Origin of the sequence: Spongiibacter pelagi (assembly GCF_014705705.1) — a bacterium.
GTDB lineage: Bacteria > Pseudomonadota > Gammaproteobacteria > Pseudomonadales > Spongiibacteraceae > Spongiibacter > Spongiibacter pelagi.
The window spans coordinates 341758-365529 of sequence record NZ_JACXLD010000002.1; the positions used below are offsets into that span (position 1 = coordinate 341758).

General features: G+C 52.2%; 20 protein-coding genes, 1 tRNA gene and 1 other RNA gene. 19 read left to right on the forward strand and 3 right to left on the reverse strand.

Annotated features, from left to right (window positions below):
- Nucleotides 1-92: 92 nt before the first annotated feature.
- From IB286_RS05635 to IB286_RS05695, 13 genes are all read left to right on the forward strand, one after another.
- Complete coding sequence (locus IB286_RS05635) at nt 93-1766, forward strand: peptide ABC transporter substrate-binding protein (protein ID WP_190763353.1); 1674 nt, start codon at nt 93-95, stop codon at nt 1764-1766.
- Nucleotides 1766-2707, forward strand: a complete 942-nt coding sequence (locus tag IB286_RS05640; RefSeq protein ID WP_190763355.1) for an ABC transporter permease — start codon at nt 1766-1768, stop codon at nt 2705-2707. Before IB286_RS05635 ends, IB286_RS05640 begins: the two co-directional genes overlap by 1 nt.
- The gene (locus IB286_RS05645; protein WP_190763357.1) at nt 2707-4038 is read left to right on the forward strand and encodes an ABC transporter permease; all 1332 of its coding nucleotides are present in this window, start codon (nt 2707-2709) and stop codon (nt 4036-4038) included. The genes IB286_RS05640 and IB286_RS05645 overlap by 1 nt, the downstream gene beginning before the upstream one ends.
- Nucleotides 4035-5054: an ABC transporter ATP-binding protein gene (locus IB286_RS05650; RefSeq protein ID WP_190763359.1), complete on the forward strand. Its 1020-nt coding sequence runs from the start codon at nt 4035-4037 to the stop codon at nt 5052-5054. Before IB286_RS05645 ends, IB286_RS05650 begins: the two co-directional genes overlap by 4 nt.
- The gene (locus tag IB286_RS05655; RefSeq protein WP_190763361.1) at nt 5047-5826 is read left to right on the forward strand and encodes an ATP-binding cassette domain-containing protein; all 780 of its coding nucleotides are present in this window, start codon (nt 5047-5049) and stop codon (nt 5824-5826) included. The genes IB286_RS05650 and IB286_RS05655 overlap by 8 nt, the downstream gene beginning before the upstream one ends.
- A 160-nt stretch (nt 5827-5986) precedes the next feature.
- A complete protein-coding gene (locus IB286_RS05660) occupies nt 5987-7699 on the forward strand; it encodes an AMP-binding protein (RefSeq protein WP_317889710.1) in 1713 nt (570 codons plus the stop codon).
- 85 nt (nt 7700-7784) lie between these two features.
- Nucleotides 7785-11678, forward strand: a complete 3894-nt coding sequence (hrpA, locus tag IB286_RS05665) for an ATP-dependent RNA helicase HrpA (RefSeq protein WP_190763363.1) — start codon at nt 7785-7787, stop codon at nt 11676-11678.
- 88 nt (nt 11679-11766) lie between these two features.
- A complete protein-coding gene (locus tag IB286_RS05670; RefSeq protein WP_190763365.1) occupies nt 11767-12225 on the forward strand; it encodes an HvfA family oxazolone/thioamide-modified RiPP metallophore in 459 nt (152 codons plus the stop codon).
- Nucleotides 12210-13100, forward strand: a complete 891-nt coding sequence (locus tag IB286_RS05675; RefSeq protein ID WP_190763367.1) for an HvfB family MNIO-type RiPP peptide maturase — start codon at nt 12210-12212, stop codon at nt 13098-13100. The genes IB286_RS05670 and IB286_RS05675 overlap by 16 nt, the downstream gene beginning before the upstream one ends.
- Entirely contained in the window at nt 13100-13867 is a 768-nt protein-coding gene (locus IB286_RS05680; protein WP_190763369.1) for an HvfC family RiPP maturation protein, read from the forward strand. Before IB286_RS05675 ends, IB286_RS05680 begins: the two co-directional genes overlap by 1 nt.
- A gap of 122 nt (nt 13868-13989) precedes the next feature.
- Nucleotides 13990-14718 (forward strand): MlaA family lipoprotein, encoded by a 729-nt coding sequence (locus tag IB286_RS05685; RefSeq protein WP_190763372.1) that lies wholly within the window; start codon nt 13990-13992, stop codon nt 14716-14718.
- Between the two features lie 40 nt (nt 14719-14758).
- Entirely contained in the window at nt 14759-15931 is a 1173-nt protein-coding gene (locus IB286_RS05690; RefSeq protein ID WP_190763374.1) for a PP2C family protein-serine/threonine phosphatase, read from the forward strand.
- 4 nt (nt 15932-15935) lie between these two features.
- Nucleotides 15936-16424 carry an STAS domain-containing protein gene (locus IB286_RS05695; protein WP_190763376.1) on the forward strand — a complete coding sequence of 163 codons (489 nt, stop codon included), beginning with the start codon at nt 15936-15938 and terminating at the stop codon, nt 16422-16424.
- Nucleotides 16425-16534: 110 nt separating this feature from the next.
- Here the strand turns inward: IB286_RS05695 and IB286_RS05700 are convergent, their stop codons facing one another.
- From IB286_RS05700 to dusA, 3 genes are read right to left on the reverse strand one after another with little or no spacing between them, the layout of a single operon-like run.
- A complete protein-coding gene (locus IB286_RS05700) occupies nt 16535-16972 on the reverse strand; it encodes a tellurite resistance TerB family protein (RefSeq protein WP_190763378.1) in 438 nt (145 codons plus the stop codon).
- A gap of 10 nt (nt 16973-16982) precedes the next feature.
- Nucleotides 16983-17936, reverse strand: a complete 954-nt coding sequence (tal, locus tag IB286_RS05705; RefSeq protein ID WP_190763380.1) for a transaldolase — start codon at nt 17934-17936, stop codon at nt 16983-16985.
- Nucleotides 17937-17958: 22 nt separating this feature from the next.
- Nucleotides 17959-19044, reverse strand: a complete 1086-nt coding sequence (dusA, locus tag IB286_RS05710) for a tRNA dihydrouridine(20/20a) synthase DusA (protein ID WP_223826137.1) — start codon at nt 19042-19044, stop codon at nt 17959-17961.
- 173 nt (nt 19045-19217) lie between these two features.
- Here dusA and gltX point away from each other — a divergent pair, with 173 nt between their 5' ends.
- The 6 genes from gltX to ffs all read left to right on the forward strand — a co-directional run bounded on the left by gltX (nt 19218) and on the right by ffs (nt 23721).
- Nucleotides 19218-20732, forward strand: a complete 1515-nt coding sequence (gene gltX, locus IB286_RS05715) for a glutamate--tRNA ligase (RefSeq protein ID WP_190763384.1) — start codon at nt 19218-19220, stop codon at nt 20730-20732.
- Nucleotides 20733-20877: 145 nt separating this feature from the next.
- Nucleotides 20878-20953, forward strand: a tRNA-Ala gene (locus IB286_RS05720).
- 92 nt (nt 20954-21045) lie between these two features.
- Nucleotides 21046-21324 (forward strand): polyhydroxyalkanoic acid system family protein, encoded by a 279-nt coding sequence (locus IB286_RS05725; protein ID WP_190763386.1) that lies wholly within the window; start codon nt 21046-21048, stop codon nt 21322-21324.
- Nucleotides 21325-21486: 162 nt separating this feature from the next.
- A complete protein-coding gene (locus tag IB286_RS05730) occupies nt 21487-22887 on the forward strand; it encodes a DegQ family serine endoprotease (protein WP_190763388.1) in 1401 nt (466 codons plus the stop codon).
- A gap of 28 nt (nt 22888-22915) precedes the next feature.
- Nucleotides 22916-23515, forward strand: coding sequence for a DUF4136 domain-containing protein (locus IB286_RS05735; RefSeq protein ID WP_190763390.1), 600 nt, complete (start codon nt 22916-22918; stop codon nt 23513-23515).
- Nucleotides 23516-23624: 109 nt separating this feature from the next.
- An RNA gene (gene ffs, locus IB286_RS05740) (signal recognition particle sRNA small type) lies at nt 23625-23721 on the forward strand.
- The last annotated feature ends 51 nt before the right edge of the window (nt 23722-23772 follow it).

Consider the following 23772-nt stretch of genomic DNA (forward strand, 5'->3'; position numbering starts at 1 on the left):
GTAAGTTTTGCAAATAGCGTCGTGTGAGTGAATAGTGTCAATTAATATCGACAGGGATGGTCGGCGCTGCGACGGCAGAAGGAAGTTTATCAGTGAAGTCACATTGGGGGCAGAGGCCAAGCCCGTTCTTAATATTCTTTGTCGCCATATTCTGTGGCGCATTGTTTTTTGCTCACTCTCCTTACGCACAAGCGCAGGCCGTTGATGCGCAGACGTCGCGTATTACTTTGAGTTTGGCCACCGAACCACCCACCCTCAATAGCGCTCAAGCCACCGATACCATTGCCAATTTTTTGCTGTCGCACCTGATGGAAGGGCTGCTGCGCTACGGGCAGGATGGCAGCTTGCAGGGCGGGGTGGCGGAACGCTGGGAATTGACCGAAACCGGCGCCCGGTTTTGGTTGCGCAAAAATGCGCGCTGGTCTGATGGCAAGCCGGTTACCGCTGACGATTTTGTGTTTGCTTGGCGCTATGCCCTTAAACCAGAAACGGCCTCACAGTACGCCTTTATTCTTTACCCGCTGCGCAATGCTGAAGCAATTAATCGCGGCGAATTGCCCGTTGAAAATTTGGGGGTAAGGGCCGTTGGTGCGCATGAGCTGCGCGTTGAGTTTGAGAAACCCTGCCCGTACTTTCTAGGTTTGACCGCCTTTATGAGTTATATGCCGCTGCGGGAAGATATGGTTCAGCGCTGGCAGCGCGCCTACGCTGCCGATGCCGATAAGCTGCTGTATAACGGTCCCTATATTATGAGCGAGTGGATTCATGGGGCCTCGATTCGTTTGCGTCGAAACCCCAATTACTGGGGGCGAAATGAGGTTGCGATTGCGGAAATTGACCTCCCGTATTTCACTGCCGATACCAGCGCCCAATTTAATTTATTTCGAGATAAGCGCATTGCATTAGCTAGCCTCGATAGCGGGCAATTGGATAAGGCGGTGGAGCAGGGATTTGATATTCACCAATTTCAAACCGGCGCGCTGTTCTTCCTGGAATTTAATTTCCGTAAGGGGCGAATTACCGCCAATAAATCCTTCCGTAAGGCGCTGCAAGCCTTGCTCGATCCGTCAATATTGGTGAATAAAATTTTGGGTATGCCGGGTGTGTTGCCGGCCTATTCGCTGTTCCCAACTACGGTCACGGGGCCGATAAGGTCAACCGGAGAGGCAAGCTACTTTCGCGATCAATTCCCAGTGAGGCGGGTGACGGCCAATCTTGATCAAGCGCGAGATTATTTGGAGCGCGCCAAAAAAGAGCTGGGTATTACCGCCTTTCCACCCTTGCATCTGTTGGTAGGCGACAGCCCTCGTGCATTGCAAGAGGCGGAGTATTATCAGTATGTGTTGAAGCGGGGCTTAGGTTTGGAACTGCGTATCGACCAGCAGATTTTTAAGCAGCGATTGGAAAAAATGCGCCGGGGCGATTTTGATATTGTTGCGGCAGCGTGGGGGCCAGACTACGACGATATTATGACCTTCGCCGATTTGTTTTCTTCGTGGAATGACAATAACCGGGGCCGATATAACAGCCCTCATTACGATGCCTTGGTAAGTCAGGCGGCGAATACCGCTGATCCCAAATTGCGTTTTCAGGCGATGGCCGAGTTGCAAGAGTTGGTCGTAGAGGACGTGCCGATTTTGCCAACCTACGAAAGTGCCAGTCTCTATGTTCAGCACCCACAATTGCGCGGGGTGCGGCGCTCTATTTTTGGCGGTGACCCTAATTTCCGCGACGCGTGGATCGCTCTCCCAGAGGGGAAGCGCTAATGTGGACTTTTGCCTTTAAACGACTGCTGTCCGGCGCAGTGACGATCTGGTTTATTGCCACCGCCACTTTTTTCGCCATGCACGCGGTACCAGGAGATCCGCTGACCCGGGACAAGGCGATGTCACCTGCGGTGCGGGCGCAGTTAGAGCAGCGTTATGGTTTAGACAAACCCCTTGTTACGCAGTACCGATTGTTTTTGGGCAATATGTTGAAAGGCGATTTTGGAATTTCCTTTACTCAGGAAAATCGCCGGGTCAACGATATTATTCGCGAGCATTTTCCGGTCTCCGCGATGCTTGGGATCACGGCATTACTTATCGCCTTCATCGGTGCAGTCGCGGCGGGCTCCATCGCTGCCCAGTTTCGTGGTCAATGGCCAGATCGATTGTTGATGATGGCGGTGGTGGCGGCAATTTCAGTGCCGGGGTTTGTGATTGCAGCGGTGGCCCAGCTACTTATTGTGCAGCTTAATAATCGACTTGGTCAGCCGTTGATCCCGGTGGCTGGCTGGGGTGGCTTTTCTCATCTTTGGGTGCCGGCTCTGGTGCTGGGCTTGGGCACCATGGCCTATCTAAGTCGCTTGATGCGCGCATCGATGCTGGAGGTGACGAATAGCGAATACATTCTCGCGGCGCGGGCCAAGGGAGCTTACGGCTGGCGCTTGTTTTGGTCGCACCAATTGCGTAACGCCTTATTGCCGGTTGTTACCGAATTGGGGCCGGCGATTGCGGCGCTGACCACTGGCGGTTTTGTGGTGGAATTGATCTTCGCTATTCCCGGTCTGGGTCGATATTTCGTACAGGCCGTGCAGCAGCTGGATTACACGGTGATTATGGGCACAACCGTATTTTATGGTGCCTTTCTGGTCATTATGGTGGTGGCAGTGGATATTGCCTACGGCCTCATTGATCCCAGAATTCGATACAGCAGGGGGCGCTAATGAAGATGTCTCTTTCTTACGATCTGTTTCGACCCTATTCATTGTCTACTACTTATCCATTAGCTGGTGATGGAGCTTGTTCCGGCAATGGGCCTGAAAGTGTCGAATTACCCTTGGCGATGCCTAGTCCCTCACTTAGCCGTAGCGGAAAGTTGGCGGGAGTGGCGATAGTTTTGCTGCTGGTTTTTGTCTTTATCGGGCCGCTAGTTTGGCAGCAAGACCCCAGCCGGCAGTGGTTGTCGCAAATATCGATGGGGCCTTCGGCTTCGAATAGCGCGCGTTTGGTAGATAACGATTCCCTTTGGCAGCCCCGTGGCGAGGTTCAAACAGCGGTGGTGCATTCCGCCAACACCGAATTTGTGCGCTTGCAGTGGCCCGCTGTTGAAGGCGTGCATGCTTATCAGGTGTTTCGCAATTTTGCCGAACAGTCAGGCTTAGGTATTCCTTTGGCGGTGAGCAGAGTCGCGTATTATCAAGATGAATTGCAACTGGCAGAAACTCGCTATCGCTACACGGTGAAGGCCGAGGGTTCAGATAAAGTTCTTGCTGAATGGGAGGTGACGCCGGAGCCGGCGATGTCTCGGTTTGAAGCGCAGTTACAAGGCTTGCCAGAGCAGAGTGGGAGAGTGATATTGCCGGCGCATCCGCTGGGAACCGATGCATTGGGGCGGGATATTCTGGCTCGCTTGATGGCCGGTGGGCGTACCTCATTAATGGTCGGCTTGATCGCGCCCTGTTTGTTTATCGCCTTTGGTTGCCTTTACGGTGCGCTTGCCGGTATAGCGGGAGGCTGGCTAGATAATGTCGCCATGCGGGTGGTGGATTTTGTTATCGCCCTGCCGTTTTTGCTGTTTATGATTTTGCTTCGGGTCGCTTTTGGTATAGGGCCGGGTGAAGACGGTGTGTTTCCTCTGATTCTCGCTATGGTGATGATGAGTTGGACGGGCAGCGCCAGATTGATTCGCGGGCAAGTGCTCAGCCTAAGCCAACAGCCCTATGTAGAAGCAGCACGATTGGCGGGGATGGGGCGATTGCAAATTATTGTGCGTCATATGCTGCCCAATGTTTTGCCCATGATTCTGGTGAGTTTTAGTTTTGCCGTACCCTCAGCAATTTTTACTGAGGCTTTTCTTTCTTTTATTGGCTTGGGTGTGGCGCCGCCAAGTACGTCGTGGGGCGCGCAGTGTAATGACGGTATTAAAACCTTGCTCTCCCATCCTCAGCAAATGTTACTGCCTGCGGCGATGATTAGCATTGCGGTGTTGGCGTTTAACACCTTGGGTGATGCCTTGCGCGATGCCGGCGACAGCCGCTTGAGGGAGCTGTCATGAACTTGCTCAATGTTGAAAACCTTCAGGTTGAGATTGGTCGAGGACCAAATTCGGTTAAGGCGGTGCGCGGGGTGTCTTTTTCACTCGCGGAGGGGGAATTTCGCGCATTGGTGGGGGAGTCAGGCAGTGGTAAATCGATCACCGGTTTGAGTCTGCTTGATTTACTGCCTTCCAAATCGGTACGGCGTGCGGATCGTTTCCAGCTAGAAAACTTGGCGCTTCCCAATCAACATCATGGCCAATGGCGAAAACTGCGCGGCAATCGCTTGGCGATGATTTTTCAAAATCCGATGACCGCTCTTGATCCCACTCAGAAAGTGGGCTGGCAGATTGCCGAGCCGCTGTGTATTCACCGAGGCTTGAGCCGGCGTCAGGCTTGGCAGCGGGCAATTGAATTGATGGAGCGGTTGGCGATTACCGATGCGGAAAAGCGTGCCCACCGTTATCCCTTTGAGTTTTCCGGCGGTATGTTGCAGCGGGTGATGATTGCAATGGCGATTGCCTGTGAACCGCAGATTTTGATTGCTGATGAGCCGACCACGGCGCTGGATGTTGGCGTGCAACAGGAAGTCTTGGGCTTGCTTAATGAGTTGCGAGAAAGCCGGGGTACGGCCATTTTATTTATTACTCATGACCTTGGTGTTGTCGCCAAAATTGCCGACTCGGTTTCGGTTATGTATGCCGGTCAGGTAGTGGAGCAGGGGCCGGTTGAAACCTTTTTTACGGGTAGTACGACAAAAGAGCTCCATCCTTATAGCAAGGCGCTATTAGCTGCGGTGCCGGATTTATCCGGCGGCAAACCGTTACAGGGGATTGCCGGGCAGCCTCCCGATTTACGCAGGCCGCCATCGGGCTGTGGTTTTGCTGCCCGCTGTAGTCAGCGGATGGAAATTTGCGATCAAGCGCCGGAATTATTTCACGATGCCAATGGCGATCATCGCTGCTGGCGTTGGCACGAGGCTTTCCAAACCTATTTGTCGCAGCAAGGGCAGGTAAGGGGAGCTCAGCATGACTAATACCGGGTCAGTGTTGCAGGCGCGAGGGCTGCGCTGTGTATTTGGCCGCGGGCGCGATCAACAGGTCGCCGTTGATAATGTCGATCTCGATATTTTGCCCGGCGAAGTGGTCGGCGTGGTCGGTGAAAGTGGCTCGGGTAAATCGACCTTGGGCCGCATCATTACCGGATTGCAGTCGCGAGAACAGGGCGAGTTGCTGCTCTGCGGTCAGCCCCGGAAATTACACGCATCCAGCGCCGAGTTCCGCCGCTTTTCCGGCGTGGTGCAAATGGTATTTCAGGACAGCTATAGCAGTTTGAATCCGCGGCGCACAATTTTAGATAGCCTGACCGAGCCCTTGCTACTACAAGGCCAATCCAAACAGACTGCGTTTCAACAAGGGCGCGCTTGGCTGGATCGTATTAGCCTTAGCTCAGCGGCCGCAGGCCGTTATCCCCATGAACTTTCGGGTGGACAGCGACAGCGGGTGGGTATCGCTCGCGCCTTTATAGTTGAACCTAAATTAGTGGTTTGTGATGAGGCGGTGTCGGCCTTGGATGTTTCCGTGCAGGCGCAAATTTTGGCGCTGCTGAAAGATATTCAACAAACGCAGAACACGGCTATGCTATTTATTAGCCATGATTTGGCGGTGGTGCGGCATATGTCAGATCGGGTGGCGGTGATGTACAAGGGACGGCGGGTCGAATTCGATGATGTGACTCGGGTGTATGAGTCACCCCAACATGAATACACTCGGCGCTTGTTGTCGCTGCATATGGAAGCTAGTTTGTAAGTTAAGTGCGTCGAAGCGGCTTGGCCGAAGTGACGTAAATAGGCCTGTCAGCACAGTGTTGACAGTGATTACAATAATGGATAACTTGCCGGGTTTGTGAAATCATCGGTAGTGAGCCCATCCTCGGGCGAAACCAGTATAACAAGACGAGGGACTTATTTTGGCTGAGCAAATAACCAGCGTTGCCGCAGCAATTGAGGCAGCACGAGAGCGAATCGGTTTTCCCAAGGACGCGGATCTGAAGGCTTTCCCGAATCTGGTGGAAATGTTTGAACACTGCTTGAAAACATATCCGGAAAAGCCGGCGGTTTTCTGCATGGGGCAAACTCTGAGCTATGCTGAACTTGATCAACTGACCGCCCAGTTCGCTTCTTTTATTCAGAACCATACCAATCTTAAAGTTGGCGATCGCATTGCCCTGCAAATGCCGAATATCCTGCAATATCCGGTTGCCCTGTTTGGCTCCCTGCGCGCAGGCTTGATTGTGGTAAACACTAATCCGCTGTACAGCGAACGCGAGCTGAAACACCAATTAAATGACTCTGGTGCCAAGGCTCTAGTGGTATTGGAAAACGTCGCGGAAGTCGCATCCAAAGTGGTTGCCGATACACCTGTTGAATTGGTTATTACCACCCAGATTGCCGACCTACATAAAGGCTGGAAGCGTCCGGTTATTAATGGCGCGGTGAAATACATTAAGAAAATGGTGCCCAAACTCCATTTTCAAAACAGCCTGAGCTTGCGCAAGGCACTGGCTAAAGGGAAGTCAGGGCAATTTAAAAAGCCGGCTCCCGTGTTGGATGATTTGGCCTTGCTGCAATACACCGGTGGCACAACCGGTGTTTCTAAAGGCGCGATGATCAGCCACGGCAACCTGATGGCTAACGTGCTGCAAAGCAAACTGAATTTTGAATCTTATGGTTTAAATGAGGGTGAGGAGATCTTCCTCGCACCGTTGCCGCTTTATCATATTTATTCGTTCATGCTGGCCTTTAGCACCATGATGCAAGGCAATATGGCGGTACTGATCCCAAATCCTCGTGAGCTGGATACGGTGATCAAGGAAATGAAGCGCTGGAAGTGGACCGGTATGAGCGGCATCAATACGCTGTTTGTGCAACTTTGCAGCCACCCAGAATTTAAAGATTTGGACTTCTCCTCGGTGAAAGTGACCCTGTCAGGCGGTATGGCCTTGACCGCGGGTGCCGCAAAAACTTGGCAAGAATTGACCGGTGCGGAAATTTTCGAGGGCTACGGCCTGACCGAAACCTCTCCAGTGGTATCGATCAACTCCGGCGGTCACAACCAGATTGGCACCATCGGTGTTGCCGTGGTCGGCACTGAAATCAAAATTGCCGGTGAAAACGGCGAAGAAATGCCGATTGGTGAGCGCGGTGAACTTTGTGTACGCGGCCCGCAGGTAATGATGGGCTATTGGCAGCGCCCTGATGAAACCGACAAAACCATTAAAGACGGTTGGTTGCATACCGGCGATGTGGCCGTGGTTCAGGAAGATGGCTATATGCGGATTGTTGACCGCATGAAAGACATGATTCTGGTCTCCGGTTTCAATGTTTACCCCAATGAAATTGAAGATGTGCTCAGCTCTCACCCCGCAATTGGTGAATGTGCGGCGATTGGTGTGCCCGACGAGAAATCTGGCGAGGCAGTAAAAATCTTTGTTGCGCCTAAAGCGGGACAAAGCATCGACAAAGACGAGCTGAAAGGCTTTTTGCGTGAGCGTTTGACTGGCTATAAAATGCCGCGATACATCGAAGTGCGCGACGAGCTGCCCAAAACCAATGTGGGCAAAGTGCTGCGTCGTTCACTGCGTGATGAAGAGTTGGCCAAGCTTAGGGCAGAATCTGCCTAAGCCACTTCATTGAAGTGAAAAAGGCGCTACGGCGCCTTTTTTTATGGCCTGAAAATGATGTCTATTGAGTTGTATTTCTGCGCCGATGAGCGACAAACCTGATTGGAATTCCCTGCAAAGCCGAATTGACCAGTGCATGCTGGCCGATCAATTTTCCCTGCGCCGCCGCTTGCAGCAATTTCGCAAGCTTGACGAGGGCAAAGCCTCGGAAACAGATATTGCCAAATTGGAAAACCGTATCGCTCAGTCTGCGCAGCGCGTGATTGAGCGCCGACAGCGTGTTCCTGAAATTCGTTATCCTGAGTTACCCGTTTGCGAGCGGCTGGATGAAATTCGGGAAACCATTAGCAAACATCAGGTCGTTGTTATCGCCGGGGAAACCGGCTCGGGTAAAACCACCCAAATTCCCAAAATCTGTTTGGAATTAGGGCGCGGCATCAGCGGTATGATTGCCCACACTCAACCGCGCCGGCTGGCGGCGCGTACGGTGGCCCAACGCATCGCGGATGAATTGCAGAGTCCGCTGGGTGAGGCGGTGGCCTATCAAGTGCGCTTCCAAGATGTCAGTACCCCGAATAGCTATATCAAGCTGATGACCGACGGTATTTTGCTGGCAGCCATTCAGCAGGACCGCTTTTTAAATCAGTACGACACCATCATTATCGACGAGGCCCACGAGCGCAGCCTCAATATTGATTTTCTATTGGGTTTTTTGAAAACCCTATTGCCGAAACGCCCCGATCTTAAGCTTATTATCACCTCGGCGACTATCGATGTAGAACGCTTCGCCCGGCACTTTGATAATGCGCCGGTGATTGAGGTTTCTGGTCGAACCTTTCCCGTGGAATACCGCTATCGCCCACTGGAAGAACTCAGTGAAGACAATGATCTGGGGCAGGGGGTTGAGGAGGTTTTGCGCGAGCTGATGCGCGAAGGCCGCCACCGCGACGGCGATACCTTGGTGTTCCTCAGTGGTGAACGGGATATTCGTGATGTTGCAAAACATTTGCGCCGCGCGGAACTGCCCGGTGCGGAAGTGCTCCCGCTTTATGCCCGCTTAAGTAATGCCGAGCAGCAACGTATTTTTGACCTGCAGGGGCGTCGAGGCTGGCGTGTGGTACTTGCCACCAATGTGGCGGAAACCTCATTGACCGTGCCGGGAATTCGCTATGTGATTGATTCGGGCACCGCCCGTATTAGCCGCTACAGTGTGCGCAGTAAAGTGCAACGCTTGCCCATAGAACCGGTTTCCCAAGCCAGTGCCAACCAGCGGGCGGGGCGCTGTGGCCGGGTCGCGCCGGGGATTGCCTATCGCCTATATAGCGAAGAGGATTATCTGCGCCGGCCCGAGTTTACCGACCCCGAAATTCAGCGCACCAATCTGGCCGCCGTTATCCTGCAAATGTTGCAGATGCGCCTGGGAGACATTCGCCGTTTTCCTTTTGTTGATCCGCCGGACTCGCGCTTTATTCGCGATGGTTTTGCCCTGTTACAGGAGTTGGGTGCGGTAGACAAAGATCAACTTACCCAAGCCGGGCAGGATATTGCTCGGTTCCCGGTTGATCCCCGTATCGGGCGCTTAATGTTGGCGGCGGCGGAGCAGTCTTGCCTGCGTGAAATGCTGGTGATCGCCAGTGCGCTGAGTATCCAAGATCCCCGCGAACGGCCAGCCGACAAGCAACAGGCCGCAGATGAAAAACACCGCCGCTTCTGGCATGAAGAATCGGATTTTCTCGCCTACGTTAGCTTGTGGGATTACGCCGAAGAGCAGCGACAAGCGCTGTCTAATAGCCAGTGGCGCAAGCTCTGCCAAAAGGAGTTTTTGTCTTGGACAAGGATGCGAGAATGGCGAGAGATTCATCATCAGCTCAGCTTGATGTGCCGCCAATTACAATTGAAACAGAATGCCGAGCCGGCGGATTACAACTCGCTGCACCGGGCATTACTGTGCGGTTTTCTCGGTCAGCTTGCCAAAAAAGATGAAGACCGGCAATACCTTGGTGCGCGCAGTAGAAAGCTGCGAATTTTTCCCGGTTCTTCACAATTCAAAAAATCGCCGGCGTGGATCGTTGCCGCCGAATTGTCTGAAACCACGCAGCTCTATGCTCGAGGTGTGGCCCGCATCGACCCCGAATGGGTGTTTGGCATTAACGACAGCTTGCTAAAACGCAATTACTCCGAGCCGCACTATCAAGCCCGGAGTGGTCGGGTGATGGCCTTTGAACAGACGCTGCTTTACGGTTTGCCAATTCGCGAGCGGCATCGGGTGCATTACGGGCCGATTGATCCGTTGCTGGCGCGGGAGATATTTATTCGTGAAGCGCTGGTGGAGCGGCGCTACAAAGGCAAGGCCAAGTTTTTTGCCCATAACTGTGGCTTGATGGCTGAAATTGCCGAGCTGGAAGACAAAGCGCGGCGGCGGGATATTCTGGTTTCAGACGAAGAAATTTTTCAGTTTTACGAGCAGCGCTTGCCCGAGGAAATTGTCACCGCCAAGCACCTTGAAAGCTGGCTAGGCAAACAAAAAGATTCGCAATGCCTGTTTATGGAACGCAGCATGTTAATGCAGCGCAGCGAACAGTTTGGCGCGGTGCAGTTTCCAAAATCCATTCGCCTTGGCGGTACCAGCTATCCACTGAGTTATCACTTTGAACCGGGTAATCCCGCCGATGGCGTGAGCATCAGTATTCCCTTGGCGATGCTCAATAAAGTCCCAGAGGGCGCGCTGGAATGGTTGGTGCCGGGCATGTTGCGGGATAAATGTATTGCCTTGGTCAAGGCCTTACCCAAATCCCAGCGCAAGCAGTTAGTGCCAGTGCCGGATTATGTTGACCGCGCGCTGACCGAATTGAAACCGTCGGAACAGGCTTTGCTGCCGGATTTGGCTCACGCCTTAAAACGGCTTTCTGGTATTGAAGTCGATATTAAGGAGTGGGGCGGGGCCGAGATCGATGACTATTACCTGATGAATATTCGGGTATTAGATGATGCGGGCAAATTACTGGCGCAAGGGCGTGATCTTCAGCGTTTGCGCACCCAGTTGGCAGATCAAATACAACGCAGTATCGCCACAGAAACCTCCGGCGGGTTTGAGGTGCGCGAGTACACCGCTTGGGAATTTGGCGATCTGCCCCGCGAGTATCAATTTAAACAAGCGGGCGCCACTTTAACAGCGTATCCCTGCTTGCGTGATATGGGCGATAAAGTCGTGCTGGATTTGGCTGAAACAGAAGCCGAAGCGCAATATCTCACGCGCTTTGGTGTGGCTCGGCTACTGTTATTAAAGTTAGCCCAACAGTGTAAAACCCTGCGCAGTCAGTGGTTTCAAGGCAATGCGGCGCAACTGCAATTTGCGACTATTAGCGAAAATCGCAAGGCGTGGATTGAGTCGATGTTATTGGCCGCAGCCATGCGTTGCTTTGCCTTATCTGCGCAAACTTTGCCCAGAGACTCACAGGCTTTCTCAGCACTTTGGGAGCAGTCGCGCAGTGAATTTGTGGCAGCGGCAGACAGTTTAAAAAACGAGCTTGAACAGATTTTGAGTTTGCGGGCCCAGATTCAAAAAGCCTTAAAAAAACTCAATGTGCTGACCATGATGCACAGCATTAGCGATATACAGCGCCAGCTTGCCGGCCTGTTCCCCGAGCGTTTTATCACTGAACTGGAAGGTGAGCGCTTGGCGGCTTTGCCGCGCTATTTACAAGCTATTTTGCAACGTATTGACAAACTTAATGGCAATTATCAGCGGGATCGGCAGTGGACTTTGGTGCTAGATGGATTCCAGGAAAAGCTCGATACGTTAATAAAGAAACACCCAGAAGCGCTGCGGCAATCGGCACAAGTTGCCGAGTTTCGTTGGCAGCTCGAAGAATTTAGGGTGTCGTTATTTGCCCAGAATTTGGGAACCCAATCCCCAGTTTCTGAAAAGCGTCTAAAAATATTGTGGAAAGACATCGCCGCAAATGTAACATTCAGCTAGCCAAGGCATCTTAAGAATAGCTAGGCTGAACCGGCAAATTATTCGCTTAAATTTTACACTCTGCGCAAAGCGCAAACAGGAGAACAACATGGCAACATTTAATAAGAAGCCTCTGGCTACAGCGTTTGGTGCGGTTATTCTCGGCGGTGCTATCGCCCCAGTTATGGCCGATACCAATCCCTTTGCGGCTACGGAGCTGAGCGCCGGCTATGATCTGGCTAACTACAGCAGCAATGCCGGTAAAGCGGCAGAGTCTGAAGCGCGTTGTGGCGGCAAGGCCGAGACTGAAAGCAAGTGCGGCGAAGCGAAATGCGGCGCTGAAAAGGCGGCTCATGAAGGCAAATGCGGCGAGGCAAAATGCGGTGAAGGTAAATGTGAGCACAGCAAGGCCATGATGGAAGGTAAGTGTGGCGAAGCGAAATGCGGCAGCGAAATTTGCGGTGAGGAAAGCTGCGGTGAAGCGCGTTGCGATCACAGCAAAGAAATGAAAGACGCCAAGGGCATGATGGAAGGCAAGTGCGGCGAGGCTAAATGCGGCGGTATGTAAGCATAGCCAAGGAATTTACCGGCGCAAAAGCCGGCTTGGGTTTGCGGCGAGGACTTATCCCTGACTTTCGTGAACTTCAAACCGGTGATATTGATTTCTTTGAGGTCGCGCCGGAAAACTGGATTGGGCTGGGCGGTCGGTTTGGCCGCCAGTTCAATGAATTGGCTGAGCGTTTTCCGGTCAGCCTGCACGGGCTTTCTCTTAATATCGGTGGCTTTGCGCCACTGGATTGGGATTTGCTCGGCAACATCCGCGACTTTATTCGTCGCTATGATTGTGCACTTTACAGTGAACATCTCACCGCCTGTGCCGATGAGGCCCAGCTCTACGATTTGATGCCGATTCCGTTTACCCAAGAAGCCGTGGTGCATGTGGCAGAGCGTGTACGTCAGGTTCAGGATTTTCTGGAGCAGGAAATTCTGCTCGAAAACGCCTCGTATTACACCCCGCTTGCTACCGAGCTTAGTGAGGCTGAATTTATTGCTGCGGTGTTAACTGAAGCGGATTGCGGCCTGCTATTGGATGTGAACAATATCCACGTCAACAGTATCAATCACGGCTACGATGCCAGTGAGTTTCTGAATGCTTTACCTCTGGAGCGGGTGGGGTATATGCACATCGCCGGGCATTATGTGGAGGCGGAGGACTTGCGAGTGGATACCCACGGCAGTGATGTAATCGAGCCGGTTTGGCATTTGCTCGATCTGGCCTATCAGCGTTGCGGCCCGGTGCCCACCTTGCTGGAGCGGGACTTTAATTATCCACCGATGGTCTCGCTGTTATCCGAGATTAATCGTATCCGGCAGGCCCAAACTAAGGCTTTAGGTTTATGCTCAGCCGATGCTAGATCTGTGGATGCGAGAAGAGGGGCGTGATGGAATCCTTCCAATTACGTCAGCAGCAGCTCAGTCGCGCTATTCGCAATCCGGATATTGACTCGCCAGAGGGGATTGAGGCCCGCCGCCTGAAAATTTATCAGGATCTGTTTTTTAATAATTTTTACGATTTTTTGAGTCAGGCCTTTCCGGTATGTCGGCGGGTTCTTGGTGATTCTCAGTGGCGCAGCTTGGTGCGCCAGTTCATGCGTGATCATCCTTGCCGCAGTCCGTATTTTTTAAGCATTGCCGAGACCTTTCTTGAATTTCTCGACCAGTCGCAAGCACACCTTTCTGTTCCCGATTTTTTTAACGAGCTTGCCCATTACGAATGGGTTGAATTGGCGTTGGATGTTTCTGATGCTGAATTCGAAACTGAAAAGCCAGAGCTGCATGAAAAGGCTATTTTCGATGCAAATTTGATCCTGTCACCTTTGGCTTACAGTCTGGCTTACCGCTTTCCGGTTCAGCAGATTGGCGCGGATTTTCAGCCGGAAATGCCGCCGGCTGAAGCGACTTTTCTGGTGGTGTACCGCAATCGGGATGAGCAAGTGAAGTTTATGGCGATCAATCAATTCACCGCCTTGCTTTTAAGGGAATTCGAGGTACGAGAATTCGAACCTGCTCAGGAACGAACGGCGGGGCAGTTACTAGAAGATTTTTGCGACCGCCACGGCCAATCTTGGTCTGCCATTTCCAGTTTTGCCCTTGATCTACTTCATCAGCTTTATCGTAACGACATATTGTTGCTAGACCGCCAACGGTAATTTTTCCAACCTTGCCGATAAGTAATGGCAAAGTGGCGGAACTTGCGCTAACGTGTGGCAACGTTTAAGCGTTTAACCCGGTTATCAATAACAGAAAACGACACATTAAGTTGAGTTGCCCTATGGCCTGTTCGCGGCTATTAACCGTTATTTTTTCACTTCTCCTTGCGCCCCTATTCAGTAGCAATTTTGCGTTTGCCGGTGACGATCCCCGCGACCCTTGGGAAGGCCTAAATCGTAAAATTTTTGAGTTTAACGACGCCGCCGACCGCTACGTGCTGCGCCCCGTGGCGAAGGGATATAAAGAAGTTACACCCTCGGTGGTGGATCAAAGTATTGGTAATTTCTTCAATAATCTCGAAGAGTTGCGCAATTTTGGTAATGGCATTTTACAAGCTAAGCCCAGCGTGGCGGGTTTGGCGGTGGGGCGTTTTTTAATCAATACCACAATTGGGGTTTTGGGGCTGTTTGATGTTGCCGGTAATATCGGGCTTGAGCGTCATTCAGAGGACTTCGGCCAAACCCTTGCCGTTTGGGGCGTGGAAAGTGGCCCCTATTTGGTGATTCCCTTTTTTGGCCCAAGCACACTGCGTGACGGTGTCGGTCGTGGTGTCGATGGCTATACTTCTCCTAATCGCGCGGTTGATCCAGAAGCGGCCAGTTATGCCCTGAGCGGACTGGATTTATTACAGCTTCGTGCTTCACTTCTGGGTGCGGATGAATTGATTAGCGGTGATCGCTATACTTTTTTTAAAGGTGTTTACCTGCAACGGCGAGACTTTGAAATCAGTGATGGTGTTTTTCAAGACAGTTTCGGTGGCGAGGACTTTGAGTCCTTTGATGATTTTTAATAGGCGGGTGCTGGTCTTTGGCAGCTGAACCGACTTTGCGATGAACCCCCATACGCTATTACTTGTTCAAGATCAGGACAGTGTACATTTTGCACTGGTTGATGCGCTGAACACATTAAATGTCGAAGTCATTTCTGTGGCTGATAGGCAGCTTGCGCTCGATTGTTTCCGCGAGGAAGAGATCGACAGCGTTATGATCGATATTGATCTCGCCGAGGGCTGGGGTATCGACCTGCTCGGTGAAATGGCCGAAGACCCCCGCGAACTTCCCCTGATTGGCGTTTCTCGTCGCAAAAATGTGGCCGATGTGGTTTCAGCTGTTCGCCACGGCGCCACCGACTACCTGATGCTACCGCCCGAAAGCAGCGATGTGCTGCGGCATATGCTGAACCGGGCGGTTGAGCGCTGCGAACTGAAGCGGGAAAACCTCGCTTATCGAACCAAGTTAGAAAACGCCAACCGCGACCTGCTGGAAAGCCTCACCTTATTGCAAATGGATCAGCAAGCCGGCAAGCATGTTCAGCAAGTGCTGTTACCGGATACGCCCAAGCAGATTGCGGATTATCAGTTCTGCTTCCATATTTTGCCTTCGCTTTATTTGAGTGGCGATTTTGTCGATTATTTTCTAGTCGGTGAGACCCACGCGACCTTTTTTATTGCCGATGTTTCCGGTCATGGGGCCAGCTCGGCTTTTGTCACTATCTTTTTGAAAAACCTGTTTGCCCGCAAGCGCAGTGATTATTTGCACCGCGATTCAAAGGCCATTTTGTCGCCTGCCAAAATGTTGAATATCGCTAATCGCGAATTGCTGGAAATGGGCATTGGTAAGCACGTAACCATGTGCGTAGGGGTGTTTGATCTACGCTCTCATCAGCTCTGTTATGCGGTGGCCGGGCATTTGCCTGCACCGGCAATTGCCCTTGACGGTGAAGCCACGTTTTTGTCTGAGCACGACCTGCCGGTGGGGTTGTTTGCCGAGGCCGAGTACACCGACCACGTTATTGAGTTTCCCAAGGGGGCGGTATTGACCCTGTTCTCTGACGGTATTCTTGAAGTGATCGATGAAGAGAGCGTGGAGAAAAAGGAAAATGCGCTGCTGGAATTACTCGGAAACGGGCAGACGCGTTCTAGTGAATTGCTCACGGCTTTCGGACTTGACGAAATGGACGAAGCGCCGGACGATATCGCCATTCTCGTGGTAAGTAGGTTATAGGCTGATGCAGCCTGGTAAAATTCTAGTTGCGGAACATAATGGCGCGTTTGTGGTGAAACTGGTGGGCGATGTACGCCTGACCTTATGTACCACCATGGACGAGTTTTTTGATGAAATGCTGGCAAGCCAGGGGTTTGCCAGTGTGGTTATTGATTTGGCCGATGCGGTCAATGTCGATAGCACTACCCTCGGTCTGCTCGCTAAGCTGGCCATTAAGGCCAAAGCCGCACATTGCTTTGTTCCCCTGATTCTCTCGACCAATCCCGATATTACCCGCGTGCTCGAAAGCATGGGCTTCGATAAGGTCTTTCGTATTCGTCAGGAACCGCTGCTAGACGATGAAGATCTTGGCGAATTGCCTATGCTAGATTCCGATGAAGAGGGCGTGCGGGATAAAGTGCTGGAAGCCCACCGGGTACTGATGGGCCTGAGTGAGAGTAATAAGGCTAAGTTTCGAGAGTTGGTGACCCTCCTAGAAGGCCAGTGCTTTTAACTGGGGAGCGTTGACTCATTCGCGATATGAGTCAACGCTTCATAGATTCAGCCGATGCATTACTACGCTTTCTAGCTTTATGCTCAGCGCTGGTCTTGTCGACACTAGGCTTACAGCGAGTCTGTAACGTCCAGCTTTGCGCGAATAAATTCCCGATGCGGTAAGTAAATCAGATCCGAAATTTTACGGATCAGATGTTCCTCGTATTTGCAGATTACCCCATCTTCCGCTGCGACCGTCCACAGTGCGTGTACTAGCTGGTACTTCTCTTCAATGCTGCAATTGTCATTGATGTAGCGGGTAAAGGGGTAGAGCGCGGTGCTGTCACTCGCGGTGCCCTGTACAGAGGCAATAAATCCTTCGATCTCCTGCAGGGAGATTTGGTAGTGCTGGACTAACAGCTCACGAATTTTGTCGACTTCGCTTGCGTCCTGGCTGTAGTCGGCCTTGCTAACTTCCATTAGCAAGGCGCCGGCAGCCAAGGCCAGGCTCATGCTCTCTTCTGGCGCCTCATCAGCGCTGAAAAATTTCTTTATGACATCAAACATAGTTTGCGATCTACGCCTGCCAGTCGATCAGCATGGCTTCCAATTTTTGTTGGTCGGCGGCGAAGGCGCGAATACCTTCGGCCAGTTTTTCGGTGGCCATCGCGTCTTCATTCATCGCCCAGCGGAAGTCGGCTTCATTATGCTGTAGCCGTGGGAGTGGCGCGAAGCTCTGAGCCGGGCTCAACTGACGTGGAAGCTCGGCTTGCTCGGTGGCCAATTCTTCGAGTAGCTGAGGGCTGATGGTGAGTCGATCACAGCCTGCGAGTGCTTCAATCTCACCGATATTTCGGAAGCTGGCGCCCATCACCACGGTGTTGAAGCCGTGCTGTTTGTAATAGCTGTAAATCTGGCTAACCGATTGCACGCCGGGGTCGTCAAAGGCGGTGGAGGGTTCTAGTCCGCGCGCTTTGTGCCAATCGAGAATGCGGCCAACAAAGGGTGATATCAGGGTGGCATTCGCTTCGGCACAAGCTGCCGCCTGGGTGAGAGAAAACAGCAGGGTTAAATTGCACTCAATATTTTCGGCTTCGAGAATTTTTGCCGCTTGAATGCCCTCCCAAGTGGAGGCAATTTTGATCAGAATGCGCGATTTGTCGATGCCCATCTCATGATACAAAGCAATGATTTTGCGGGCCTCAGCAAGGGTAGCGTCAGTGTCAAAAGACAGTCGAGCATCCACTTCGGTAGAAACCTTGCCCGGCACTAGTTGCGTAATTTCGCCGCCAATACGCGTGGCGAGTAGTAGGCCGGCGGCTTTTACTGAAGCGGTATCCGCGCTGCTGGGTTTGGTTTCTGCAACCACTTCATCAATCAAGGCTTTGTACTGGGGCAGTTGCGCGGCTTTTAAAATCAGCGAGGGATTGGTGGTGGCATCCTGCGGCGAGAATCGCTTAATGGCATCGATATCGCCGGTGTCGGCAACCACATCGGTCATGCCACGCAGTTGATCCAGTTTACTGCTCATTCTTGTTTTCCTTTAATTCTGCTTAGTTCTGTTCGCGCTGGGCCAGTTGTGAAGCGCGCTCCTCATTATGGGCAATCGCTGACTCTACCATTGTTAGCGCGGCTTCCAATACTTCCATACCAGATTCCGGCTTGAAGGCTTGTTGGCTGAGGTGGCGTCTGAACTGGCGCGCTCCCGGCATGCCGTTAAACAGCCCCAGCATATGGCGAGTAATATGGTGCAATCTAGCGCCAGATTGTAATTGCTGTTCAATATAGTCCCCCATTTGGCGGGCCACGCTCAATGGGTCGAGGTTTTTTTGTGGCTCGCCGTAAAAGCGGGCGTCAACTTCAGCCAATAGCCAAGGGTTTTGGTACACACTGCGGCCGAGCATAATGCCATCCACATGTGACAGATGTGCTTCAGCCTCGTCCAAGGTATTGATGCCGCCATTAATAATCAGTTCCAACTCGGGAAAATCCCGTTTGAGTTGATAGACCATCGGGTAGTTCAGCGGTGGGATTTCTCGGTTTTCCTTGGGGCTTAATCCCTGCAGCCAAGCCTTACGTGCATGTACAATAATGGCATCGCAGCCGGCGGCTTGAATTTGTCCAACGAAATCCCGCAGGGGTTCATAGCCTTCCTGATCATCTATGCCGATCCGGTGTTTTACGGTGACTGGTATATCGCAGGCGTCCTTCATGGCTTTTACGCAGTCTGCTACCAGCTCGGGGCGAGACATCAGGCAGGCGCCAAAAAAACCGTTTTGAACCCGGTCAGAAGGGCAGCCGCAGTTTAGGTTTACTTCACTGTAGTGCCAGTTTTCCGCCATTTTTGCGGCGTGGGCCAACTCCGCTGGATTGCTACCCCCTAATTGCAGGGCGAGGGGTAATTCTTCCGCCGAAAAATTTAAATGGCGCTCAGGGTCGCCATGCAGTAGGGCGCCGGTCGTGACCATCTCGGTATACAGTACGGCGTGTTGGCTTAATTGTCGCCAGAAGTAGCGGCAGTGGCGGTCTGACCAGTCCAGCATCGGGGCGGCGCAAAAACGGCGGTTGAGTAAAGTTTCTGCCTTGCCATTGGTGAGACGGTGCGAGCTGTCAGTGGGTGAAGAGCTAGGGGGTTTCAAACTGTGTAACCTAAAAGAGAATGCACTCATTGTACATGATGGCGCTGGCTGATTGCGCCGGGCAACGTATAATACCCGGCTTTATTCGGCGAGGCGTTATATTGGCTTTATTGCTTTAGCAGCCCTTATAACTCGCTCCCTTATTTTTTAATGCCTTTTAAGGATGCTTCCGCATGACAATCCGTACCCGCATCGCGCCTTCTCCCACTGGCGATCCGCATGTCGGCACTGCCTATATCGCACTGTTCAATTACTGCTTTGCCAAAAGTCAGGGTGGCGAGTTTTTGCTGCGTATCGAGGATACCGACCAACAGCGTTCTACGCCGGAATCAGAGCAAGCTATTTTAGATTCGCTGCGTTGGCTGGGTTTGGATTGGGATGAGGGCCCGGATGTAGGCGGTCCTTGCGGCCCCTATCGCCAAAGTGAGCGCAGCGAAATTTATCGGGAGCACTGCGAACAGCTCGTTGCTAAAGGCTTGGCTTTTCGCTGCTACCGCACGCCGGAAGAGCTGGATGCTCTGCGTGAAAGCCGTCAGGCAGAAGGCCAATTTACCGCACTGAAACCTTCCGACTTGCGTTTGCCTGCGGAAGAGGAAGCGCGCCGTGAGGCGGCGGGAGAGCCCTTTGTTATTCGCATGGTGGTGCCTGAGGATGACGGTCGCTGTGAGATTGATGATTTGCTGCGCGGCAAAATTGAGCTGGATTGGGGGCAGGTCGATGCGCAAATTCTGCTGAAATCTGACGGTATGCCCACCTACCATCTGGCCAATGTGGTAGACGATCACCTAATGGGCATTACCCATGTGCTGCGCGGTGAAGAGTGGATCAACTCCGCACCCAAGCACAAATTGCTGTATGAATACTTCGGCTGGGAGATGCCGGTGCTGTGCCACCTGCCGCTGCTGCGCAACCCCGACAAGAGCAAACTCAGTAAGCGTAAAAACCCGACCAGCATTTTGTACTACCAGCGCATGGGTTTCCTGCCAGAAGCGTTGCTCAATTATCTGGGTCGCATGGGTTGGTCAATGCCCGATGAGAGCGAGAAATTTGATCTGGCAACGATGATTGCCAATTTCGATATTCAGCGCGTGAGTCTCGGTGGCCCCATTTTTGATGTGGAAAAACTGCGTTGGCTCAACGGGCTTTGGTTGCGCGAAAACCTCAGTCCGGAGCAGATGGTTGAACGCCTGCAAGACTGGGCGCTGAATCGCGATACGCTGATGAAGATGATTCCCCATCTACAGCCGCGTATTGAAGTGTTTACCGATATCGCGCCTTTGGCCGGCTTCTTCCTTTCCGGTATGTTGCCCTTAAAGCCGGAAGATTTCAGTGTGTCAGCTTTGGAAGAGGAGCAGTTGGTCACGGTGCTGCAATGTACCTTGTGGCGTTTTGAGGCTGAGCAAAACTGGCAGCGTGATGTTTTGTTTGAGGCCATTAAACAATTGGCGAACGGTTTGGGCGTAAAAATGAAAGATTTTATGCCGCCCTTGTTTGTCGCTATTGCCGGTACCACTGCCTCGATTTCCGTGGTTGATTCTATGGAAGTATTGGGGCCAGAGATCAGTCGTGCGCGCTTACGCCATGCAATTGAAGTGCTCGGTGGCGTTGGCAAAAAACGCCTGAAAAAACTTGAAAAAACCTATCAAGACGCGCTGCGTGGTGGCGACCAGCAGGCCGGCCAAGCATAGCTACACATATGCCTAAACATATAGCTAGTTACTCGCTAGCTGGATCGGTGGCGACTTGAAAATACCGGCTGTGCTTTGGCGCGGTATTTTTTGCCGGGGATTTGTTGACAAGCCCCGGCTTGCTCATTAATATGCGCAGCCTCTTGGGGCTATAGCTCAGCTGGGAGAGCGCTTGCATGGCATGCAAGAGGTCGACGGTTCGATCCCGTCTAGCTCCACCAAGTTTTCTAGCGTTAATTGCTAGTATTAAAAAGCCGTCCCGTTTGGGACGGCTTTTTTTTGTCTTCATGTTTTTTGATCAGGCGGTAATAACGTGTCAGACATTGCCATTGTCCAAACTCACACTCTCTCTGAATCCGAACTGCTGGAATTGGTGCAGATGGTGGTGGATAAAATGGAACAGCGTTATCAACTGGTGCCCACTTGGGTGGCAGAAAATACCGTGAGCCTGCAGCGCACGGGTGTAAAAGGTATGTTGACCTTTGACGCTCAGCAAGTTGAGGTGAATATCAAACTCGGCATGATGATGCGCCCTCTGCGTGGCACCATCGAAAACGCAGTGCGCGAAGCCTTGCGAGAGAAATTGGGCTAAAAAGCTTAGGTTTATAGGCTGGTCTGATTTGCTAGGCTTTTCGTCGCCAACATCCGTCCTGGTATCTTGAAATTCATTTTTTTGACCGCAATTTTTCCCTAGCCGGGAAACATTTTTCTTTTTCCCGCTCTAAAGCTTGGAATTCGAACAATGAGGTCATCAATGTCTACTGTTATCTCTCGAGCACCGGCATCTAAATTATTGCAAGCATTGGCGATCAGCCTGATGCTGGCGGCTGCCGTACTGTTTAGCTCCTCTTCCTATGCTTTTTTCCCCAGTGCCGATTCTCAGGGGGAGCCACTACCAACTTTGGCCCCAATGTTGAAAAAGGTGAATCCGGCCGTGGTGAATATCTCCACCTTCGGTACTCGCCGGGTGCAGCAGAATCCACTGTTAAACGACCCGTTTTTCCGTCGATTTTTCAACGTACCGCCGCAACAGCAGCCTAAGCAGCAGCGCACCCAAAGTGCGGGCTCAGGGGTGATCATTGATGCGCAGAAGGGCATTGTGCTGACCAATCATCATGTGGTGGAAGGCGCAGATGAAATCAAAGTCGGGCTAGAAGACGGGCGTAGTTTTAAGGCAGAGCTGGTTGGCAGCGATCCCGATGTCGATATCGCGGTGCTGCGGATTGAGGCTGACCAACTCAGTGACTTGCCACTGGCCAATTCAGAAAAGCTCGAAGTGGGCGACTTTGTCGCTGCTATTGGCAACCCCTTTGGGCTTGGGCAAACCGTGACCACGGGTATTGTCAGCGCCCTGGGGCGTACCGGTTTGGGCATTGAAGGTTATGAGAATTTCATTCAAACCGATGCCTCAATTAATCCCGGCAATTCGGGTGGTGCATTAGTCAATTTGCGCGGCGAACTGATTGGGGTGAATACCGCTATTCTGGCGCCATCCGGCGGTAACGTGGGTATTGGTTTTGCGATTCCAATCAATATGGCGATGGCCAGTATCGATCAAATAATCGAGCACGGTGAGGTGCGTCGCGGCCAGCTTGGCGTAGTGATTCAGGATTTAACGCCGGAGTTGGCGCAGGCCTTTGATCTGAAAGATCAGCGTAGTGGTGCGGTAGTGGCCGATGTGCAGGATGACTCTGCGGCTGATAAGGCCGGCTTGAAAGAGGGCGATATCGTTATTGCTATCGACGATAAGCCGGTGGCTGGTTCGGCAGAGCTGCGTAATCAAATTGGCTTGCGCCGGGTTGGCGATAAAGTCCGCCTGAAAGTGCTGCGCGAAGGCAAGGTTAAGGTCATTAAAGCCGAGCTGGGTGAGGTAAATCGCGGCGTTGATGCGGCGGGTAAAAGTTCACACCCCTTATTAACCGGGGTGTCGCTTAGCGAGAGTGAAGGCAATGAGGGTATTGTTGTCGGTGAAGTTAGCCCGGAGGCTAAAGCCTTTGGTAAGCTAATGGCCGGCGACATTATTGTCTCGGTAAATCGTCAGCGGGTTAAAGATCTGCGCGAATTTGCAGAGGTCGCTGACCAGAATCTCGAAGCCATGTTATTGCGTGTGGTGCGGGGCCGCTATGCCACTTGGGTGGTTTTAAAGGCCGAATAAATCGTCTACAGCCGGGAGAAATTAAGAAATGAGATTTCTATTAGCGGGATTTATCCTCTTGCTCTCGGCTTGCGGTACCTTGCCGGTATCCACCGACTTTAAGCCGGGTTATGATTTTGCCGGGGTAGGTAGTTATGTTTGGTTGGCGCCAGCTCCGCAGGCTTCAGCCACACAGAACATTGAGTTGCAGAGTGATCTTAGCCATCAGCGAATTGTCGACGCTATCGATGCCCAGCTACAGGCTCGTGGCTGGAAAAAATTAGATGCGCCCACGGCTGACTCCGTATTGGTAACGTATCATCGCGGTATTGAAGAGCAGCGCGAAGATCGTTGGGCCTACGGTATTGATTCGCACTGGGCTTATCCTCATTCATGTTATTCCTGTTATCGTCACCCGGCGCATTTCCCTTATTATGGCTCGCGTTTTGATTACTACGATCAGCGCAGCTATAACGAAGACAGTCTCGTTATTGATTTTGTTGAACCCGAAGCCAAGGCTCTGGTTTGGCGAGGCTCAAGCCAGCGTCGACTGCTAAGTATGGGCTCGCCAGAAGAGCGGGCGATCTATATTCAAGAGACCGTTGCGGCGATTCTTCAGAACTTTCCTCCGGGCGTGGTGCAGAAATAGCCGGGGAAATGGCGAACTTGGCTTGCAAGCCACATCACTTTCAAAGACAATAGCGCCCCTCAAATTTGCCGAGTCAACAGTGCGGCGAGTTTGAACGTTATGGTGGTCCAATCGGTCCCCTCGCAATGATAGATAGCGAACCCCGCCAGGCCCGGAAGGGAGCAACGGTAGTTATTGACTCGTGTGCCGGGGTGCGGCTGCTTGGACCGCCACCCATTAGCGCCCCCTCCCGTTTTTTCGTTTCTAAATCATTCCTG